Below are 7,823 nucleotides of genomic sequence, written 5' to 3'. Positions count from 1 at the left end.
CCGCGCCGCCCAGCGCCACCGCGGCCGCCCCGGCCGTCGCGGCGCCCCCGCGCAGCACCCGTCGGCGGGGGAGGGCTTCGCGCAGGTACTCGTGCTGCTCCGCCATGGTCATCCGGCTCGCGAGCGGCTCCGGAATGCCGAACCGTGGTGTATGCATGATCCGGAATCTCCCCCGCGCGGGCGACGCCACGCCGTACTCCGGGTGAACGCGGCCTGACCGATGGACGATCTGTCCGTATGGCGGACGACCGATGTCATGGGGTGGGACGAGGAGTAGGGTCCGGGTATGTCTCGCAGCATTCGCCTCGCAGTGATCCCCGGTGACGGTATCGGCCAGGAAGTCGTGGCCCAGGGCCTCAAGGTCCTCGGCGCCGCCCTTCCCCAGGACGTGAAGCTGGAGACCAAGAGTTACGACCTCGGCGCCCGGCGCTGGCACGCCACCGGCGAGACCCTGACGGACGCCGAGCTGGAGTCGCTGAAGGACCACGACGCGATCCTGCTGGGCGCGATCGGTGACCCGTCGGTCCCGTCCGGGGTGCTGGAGCGCGGGCTGCTGCTCAAGCTGCGCTTCGCCTTCGACCACTACGTCAACCTGCGTCCGTCGAAGCTCTTCCCGAACACCACGACCCCGCTGGCCGGGCGCCCCGACATCGACTTCGTCGTCGTCCGGGAGGGCACCGAGGGCCCGTACGTGGGGAACGGCGGCTCGCTGCGGACCGGTACCCCGGCCGAGGTCGCCACCGAGGTCAGCCTGAACACCGCGTACGGCGTCGAGCGCGTCGTCCGGGACGCGTACGAGCGCGCCAACAGCCGCCCGCGCAAGAAGCTGACGCTCGTGCACAAGAACAACGTCCTGGTGCACGCCGGTCACCTGTGGAAGAACATCTTCGACAAGGTCGGCGCCGAGTACCCCGACGTCACCACGGACTACCTGCACGTCGACGCCGCGACGATCTTCTTCGTCACCCAGCCCGAGCGGTTCGACGTGATCGTGACCGACAACCTCTTCGGTGACATCCTCACCGACCTCGCCGCCGCCGTCACCGGTGGCATCGGGCTCGCCGCGAGCGGCAACATCAACCCCTCCGGCGCCTTCCCGTCGATGTTCGAGCCGGTCCACGGCTCCGCGCCGGACATCGCGGGCACCGGCAAGGCCGATCCGACCGCGACCATCCTGTCGGTGGCCCTGCTCCTCCAGCACCTCGGCTACGCGGACGAGGCGGCCCGCATCGAGGCCGCCGTCGCCGAGGATCTCACCGAACGGGACGCGGCGCGTACCACCGACGAGATCGGCGACGCGCTCGCCGCCCGAGTATCCGGCTGACCCCAGCCTGTGCCAGTGCGCGGCTGGGTGCGACCATCGACCTTGGGCCGCGCACTTTCGCACGCATCCGTAACTGACGGCCCCACGTCGGCGATAATCGCTCGTGGGGCCGCCGTGTGCAGGGAAGCTTGGACGTCCTAGTACCGATCACGGGCAGGATGGTGTGAGCGCGGTCCGCCACAACGGAAGTGAAGGACTACCACGAATGACGACGCCCTCCATCGAGCTCAAGCCCTCCTCGCACCCGCTCTCCGACGCGGAGCGGGAGGAGATTCTGGCCAACCCCGGTTTCGGCCGCCACTTCACCGACCACATGGTGACGATCAAGTGGACGGAGGGCCGCGGCTGGCACGAGGCACAGCTCGTGCCCTATGCCCCGCTGTCGCTCGACCCGGCGAACATGACGCTGCACTACGCGCAGACGATCTTCGAAGGGCTCAAGGCGTACCGCCAGCCCGACGGGACCGTGGCCACCTTCCGCCCGGAGCAGAACGCCGAGCGCTTCCAGGCATCCGCCCGCCGCATGGCGATGCCCGAGCTGCCGGTCGACCTGTTCCTCGCGGCCTGCGACGCCCTGGTCACCCAGGACCGGGCGTGGGTGCCGGGCAGCGGTGAGGCATCCCTGTACCTGCGGCCGTTCATGATCGCGTCCGAAGTGGGCCTGGGCGTCCGGCCCGCCAACGAGTACCTGTTCGTCGTGATCGCCTCCCCGGCGGGCGCCTACTTCCCGCGCGGCGTGCACCCGGTCTCCGTCTGGCTGTCCGAGGAGTACGTGCGGGCCGCCCCCGGCGGCACCGGCACCGCCAAGGCGGGCGGCAACTACGCCGCCTCGCTGGTGGCCCAGGCGCAGGCCGCCGAGCAGGGCTGCGACCAGGTGGTCTGGCTGGACGCCATCGAGCGCCGCTGGATCGAGGAAATGGGCGGCATGAACCTGTACTTCGTGTACGGGAACCGCATCGTCACCCCCGAGCTGTCCGGTTCGCTGCTCCCCGGCATCACCCGCGCCTCCCTGCTGCGGATCGCCGAGGACCTCGGTTACGAGGTCGCCGAGGGCCGGATCTCGGTCGACGACTGGCGCGAGGGGAACGAGGACGGCAGCCTCACCGAGGTCTTCGCCTGCGGCACCGCGGCCGTGATCACCCCGGTCGGCTCGGTGAAGTCGGCCCGCGCGAGCTGGACGGTGGCCGACGGGCAGCCCGGCGAGGTCACGACGAAGCTGCGCAAGGCGCTGCTGGACATCCAGACCGGCGCCGCCCCCGACCCCCACGGCTGGCTCCACCGCGTGGGCTGAGCCTTTAGGGGCGCACAGCCCGCATCCTGAGACGGATGGGAGCACGGAGGCGGAATTGTGCTTGACTGCCTCCGTGCTCTCGTTCGCCACGATTATTGGCAGCAGGCGCGCCGGTCCGCAGTGATCGCCCCGTACGACCCGGTACGACGCGACCACCGTGCCCCAGACCCGCGCGCAGACCTCTCGCACCCGCGAGGGGTCTTTTCGTTTTCCGGACCATCCCACCGGATGCGGAGCGTGCAGGATCATGGAGGGCGCGGAACCGGATATTCCGGTAGCCCCAGATCCATCCGACAGGAGCCAGACCACCATGAAGGATCGGCCCGACGACAGCTTCCACGTCTTCGACACCACGCTGCGCGACGGCGCGCAGCGCGAGGGCATCAACCTGACGGTCGCCGACAAGCTCACCATCGCCCGTCACCTGGACGACTTCGGCGTGGGCTTCATCGAGGGGGGCTGGCCGGGCGCCAACCCGCGGGACACGGAGTTCTTCGACCGTGCCCAGGCGGAGATCGACTTCAAGCACGCCCAGCTCGTCGCGTTCGGCGCCACCCGCAAGGCGGGGGTGAAGGCCGAGGACGACGCGCAGGTCAAGGCGCTGCTCGACTCGGGCGCCCCGGTGATCACCCTGGTGGCCAAGTCCCATGACCGCCATGTGGAGCTGGCCCTGCGCACCACGCTGGAGGAGAACCTGGCGATGGTCCGCGACACCGTCGCGTACCTGCGGTCCCAGGGCCGCCGGGTGTTCCTCGACTGTGAGCACTTCTTCGACGGCTACCGCGCCAACGCCGACTACGCCAAGCGGGTCGTCGCCACCGCGCACGAGGCGGGCGCCGACGTGGTGATCCTCTGCGACACCAACGGCGGCATGCTGCCCGGCCAGATCGACGCCGTGGTCCGTACCGTCCTCGCCGACACCGGCGCCCGCCTGGGCATCCACGCCCAGGACGACACCGGCTGCGCCGTCGCCAACAGCCTGGCCGCGGTCGACGCGGGCGCCACCCACGTCCAGTGCACCGCCAACGGCTACGGCGAGCGGGTCGGCAACGCCAACCTGTTCCCGGTCGTCGCCGCCCTGGAGCTGAAGTACGGCCGCCGGGTGCTGCCGCCCGGCGCGATGGAGGAGATGACCCGGATCTCGCACGCGATCGCCGAGGTCGTCAACCTGACGCCGTCGACCCACCAGCCCTATGTGGGTGTCTCCGCCTTCGCCCACAAGGCCGGGCTCCACGCCTCCGCGATCAAGGTCGACCCGGATCTGTACCAGCACATCGACCCCGAGCGGGTCGGCAACACGATGCGCATGCTGGTCTCGGACATGGCGGGCCGCGCCTCGATCGAGCTGAAGGGCAAGGAGCTGGGCATCGACCTCGGCGGCGACCGGGCGCTGGTGCAGCGGGTGGTCGAGCGGGTCAAGGAGCGCGAGCTGGCGGGCTACACGTACGAGGCCGCCGACGCCTCGTTCGAGCTGCTGCTGCGCGCGGAGGCCGAGGGCCGGGTCCGCCGCTACTTCCGGGTCGAGTCCTGGCGCGCGATCGTCGAGACCCGCCCGGACGGCACCCACGCCAACGAGGCGACGGTGAAGCTGTGGGCCAAGGGCGAGCGCATCGTCGCCACGGCGGAGGGCAACGGTCCGGTCAACGCGCTGGACAAGGCGCTGCGCGTGGGGCTGGAGCGGATCTACCCGCAGCTCGCCAAGATGGAGCTGGTCGACTACAAGGTCCGCATCCTGGAGGGCAAGCACGGCACGGAGTCCACGACCCGGGTGCTCGTCTCCACCGCCGACGGACAGGGGGAGTGGTCCACGGTCGGCGTCGCGGAGAACGTGATCGACGCCTCCTGGCAGGCGCTGGACGACGCGTACGCGTACGGGCTGCTGCGGGCCGGAGTGGAGCCGCAGGAGTAGCCGCCGGTACGCGAGATTCCGCGGCCCCGGCAGAAGTTTTCAGGGGTGTGGCCCTGCCGGGGCCGCGGAGTGTGCGGGGGGTGAACCGAGCCCTGGACGGCGGATTCAGCCCTGTGCGGTGTTCTTGATCGCGGAGATGTCGAAGGTCAGCTTGGCCTTGTCGCTGACCATCACCCCGCCGGTCTCCAGTGCGGCGTTCCAGGTCAGGCCCCAGTCGGAGCGCAGCAGCTCGGCACGGCCCTCGAAGCCGACGCGCTCGTTGCCGAACGCGTCGGTGGCCGAGCCGTTGAACTCGAGGTCGATGGTGATCGGGCGGGTGACGTCCTTGATGGTCAGGTCGCCGGTGATCCGGTAATGCTCCTCGTCGACCCGCTCCGCGGCGGTGCTGCGGAAGGTCATCAGCGGGTAGGTCTCGGCGTCGAAGAAGTCGGCGCTGCGCAGATGGGCGTCGCGGTCCGTCTTGCCGGTGTCGACACTGGCGATCGTGACATCGATCGAGGCGGTCGAACGGGACGGGTCGGCGCCGTCCAGATGAAGGGTCCCCTCGTGTTCGGGGAAGGACCCGCGGACATTGGTGACCATGGCATGCCGCACCGTGAAGCCGATGCTGCTGTGCGCGGGATCGATGGTGTAGTCCCCGGTCAGTGCGGTGAGATCCCCCATGGCTCCTCCTTGACAGGTATTTTTTGTTCAATATTGAACAAGGGTGAGAATAGACCTCTTCGGTTCAAACCTCAACATCCGTGGCGTATGGAAGACGGAGAACCCGGGCATCACCCCACCGCCCGTCCGTCCCCGCTGGAGGTCCCATGCCACCGCGCCCGCTCAGACCCTGGTCCCGGCGAGGCTTCCTGGCCGCGGCCGCCACCGGAGCGTTATCCCCGGCCCCGGCCCTGGCCCTGCCCGCGCACGCCGGTCACGCCACCGCGCCGGACTACGCCGCCCTGCGCCGCCGCTGGACCGACCTCACGCTCGGCACCGGCTACGACCCCGCCGCCGAGCCGTACGCCGCCCGCCTCGCCGAGACCGGCCGCCTGGCCACCCGGTTCCGGACGAGCATGACGCCCGCCGCCGCCTCGCTCTGGCCCGACCAGCCCTTCGACCCGCCCGCGGGCATCACCCAGAGCTACCAGCGGCTGAACACCATGGCCCAGGCGTACGCCCAGCCCGGCACCGGCCTCACCGGCGACCCCGGCCTCGCCGACGACGTCGCCCGCGGCATCGACCACCTCGACGCCACCGTCTACCACCCCGCCACCACCCGCTACGGCAACTGGTGGGAGTGGCAGATCGGCAGCCCCCGGCTGCTCCTGGACACCCTCACGATCCTGTACGACCGGCTCGGCGACGAGCGGCGGGAACGCTGTCTGGCCGCCGTCGACCACTTCGTCCCCGACACCATGCTCGGCGACTACACCGGCACCAGCACCGGCGCCAACCGCGTCGACCTGTGCCGCGTCGTGGCCCTGCGCGGCATCCTCGGCGCGGCGCCCGCCAAGGTCGCGCTCGCCCGGGACGCGCTCTCGCCCGTCTTCCCGTACGTGACGCGAGGCGATGGGCTCTACGCCGACGGATCGTTCATCCAGCACACCTGGGTCGCCTACTCCGGCACCTACGGCTACGTCCTGCTCGACGGCCTCGGCCGGCTCTTCGCCCTGCTCGCCGGGTCGGAGTGGGAGGTCACCGACCCCAACCGGCGGATCATCCTGGACAGCGTGGAGCACGCGTACGCCCCGCTGCTGCACGACGGGCTGATGATGGACGCCGTCTCCGGGCGGGCCGTCAGCCGCGGCGTCCAGGTCAATGACCCGCGGTCGATCCTCCAGAGCGACCATCAGCGCGGCCATCTGTTCCTCGCCGCCATCGCCCTGCTCGGCGCGGGCGCGGACGCCACCGCGCGGGAGCGCTGGAACGGCATGGTCAGGGGCTGGATCGCACGCGACACCAGCAACCCGGTGCTGACCGACCCGCAGTTCGGCGTCGCGGACCTGGCGCGGCTGGCGGCCGTGGCCAAGGGGCCCGGCCCGGCGCTGCCCGAGCCGGTGGGGCACCGGCTGTTCCCGGCCATGGACCGGGCCGTGCACCGGCGCCCCGGCTGGACCGCAGCCCTGGCCATGGCCTCGGACCGGATCGCGTACTACGAGAACGGCAACGGCGAGCACCCGCGCGGCTGGCACACCGGTGCCGGAATGCTCTCCTGGTGGGCGGGCGAGGGCACCGCGACCCAGTACACGGACGCCTTCTGGCCCACCGTCGACCCCTATCGGCTCCCCGGAACCACCGCCTCCGCCCGGCCGCTCGCCGACAACGAGGGCGGCGGCTGGGGCGAACCCAAACCCGCCGCGCGCTGGGTCGGCGGCACCACCGACGGCGAGTTCGCCGCCATCGGCCAGGAGTTACGCGGACTCGGCTCCACCCTGCGCGCCAAGAAGTCCTGGTTCTGCGTGGCCGACGCGATCGTCTGCCTCGGCGCGGACATCACCGCCCGCGACGGCGCCCCCGTCGTCACCGTCGTCGACAACCGCAACCTCGGCGCCGACGGCACCCCCACCCCCACCCCCACCCTCACCGTCGACGGCGTCCCCCAGCCCGCCGCACCGGAGCGGACCCGCACCTTCCGCCGGGCGCGCTGGGCCCATCTCGCCGGGCACGGCGGCTATGTGTTCCCCGGCGGCGCCACCCTCCACACCCGGCGCGAGGCCCGCACCGGCTCCTGGCGGGACATCAACACCGGCGGCTCCCCGGACCCCCTCACCCGCCGCTACCTCACCCTCTGGCACGACCACGGCACCGACCCCGAGGGCGGGCGTTACGCCTACCTCCTGATGCCGGGCGCGGGCCCGGCCGCCCTCGCCGCCCGCGCCGCCGACAGCCGCTGGCTGACCGTGCTCGCCAACTCTGGAGCCCGGCAGGCCATCGCCATCCCGTCGCTCGGCGTCACGGCGGCCACCTTCTGGGCCCCGGGCACGGCCGGTCCGCTGACCGCGGGCGCCCCGGCGAGCGTGCTGCTGCGCCGTACCGGACGGCACACCGCGCACCTCGCGATCGCCGAGCCGCTCCGGACCGGGGAGCCGTTCGATGTCCTCTGGGCGCATCCGGTGCGCGCCGTGACGGCCCACGACGCCACGGTCGAGGTGCTGGCCACCGGCGGCGCCCTGCGGCTGCGCGTCACCCCCGGCACGGCCTGTGCCACCCACCACTGCGAGGTCGCGCTGCGCTAGGCAGTGTCTCGCCGATCATCGGCTCGTTGGATGGTCATGAGGGATGTGCCTGAGATCTCCGATGCCGCGTGGGCGGTG

5 protein-coding genes are annotated in these 7,823 nt (G+C 71.5%); 4 read left to right on the top strand and 1 reads right to left on the bottom strand.

All coding sequences use genetic code 11. The features are described 5' to 3' along the window. Positions 1–286: 286 nt before the first annotated feature. The 3 genes from EEJ42_RS36840 to cimA all read left to right on the top strand — a co-directional run bounded on the left by EEJ42_RS36840 (position 287) and on the right by cimA (position 4,524). Entirely contained in the window at positions 287–1,324 is a 1,038-nt protein-coding gene (locus EEJ42_RS36840) for a 3-isopropylmalate dehydrogenase (RefSeq protein ID WP_123106540.1), read from the top strand. Between the two features lie 205 nt (positions 1,325–1,529). Continuing rightward, a complete protein-coding gene (locus EEJ42_RS36835) occupies positions 1,530–2,615 on the top strand; it encodes a branched-chain amino acid aminotransferase (RefSeq protein ID WP_123106539.1) in 1,086 nt (361 codons plus the stop codon). Between the two features lie 310 nt (positions 2,616–2,925). After that, a complete protein-coding gene (cimA, locus tag EEJ42_RS36830) occupies positions 2,926–4,524 on the top strand; it encodes a citramalate synthase (RefSeq protein ID WP_123106538.1) in 1,599 nt (532 codons plus the stop codon). A 105-nt stretch (positions 4,525–4,629) separates the two neighbouring features. Here cimA and EEJ42_RS36825 read toward each other — a convergent pair whose 3' ends face one another. Further along, complete coding sequence (locus EEJ42_RS36825; protein ID WP_123106537.1) at positions 4,630–5,187, bottom strand: YceI family protein; 558 nt, start codon at positions 5,185–5,187, stop codon at positions 4,630–4,632. Between the two features lie 146 nt (positions 5,188–5,333). On the opposite strand from EEJ42_RS36825, the gene EEJ42_RS36820 reads away from it, so the two are divergent. Then, positions 5,334–7,745, top strand: coding sequence for a polysaccharide lyase 8 family protein (locus EEJ42_RS36820; protein WP_123106536.1), 2,412 nt, complete (start codon positions 5,334–5,336; stop codon positions 7,743–7,745). Positions 7,746–7,823 lie beyond the last annotated feature (78 nt).

The sequence above is a fragment of the Streptomyces botrytidirepellens genome (assembly GCF_003721215.1).
GTDB classification, from domain to species: domain Bacteria; phylum Actinomycetota; class Actinomycetes; order Streptomycetales; family Streptomycetaceae; genus Streptomyces; species Streptomyces himastatinicus.
This window is presented reverse-complemented; position numbering and strand designations above follow the sequence as displayed.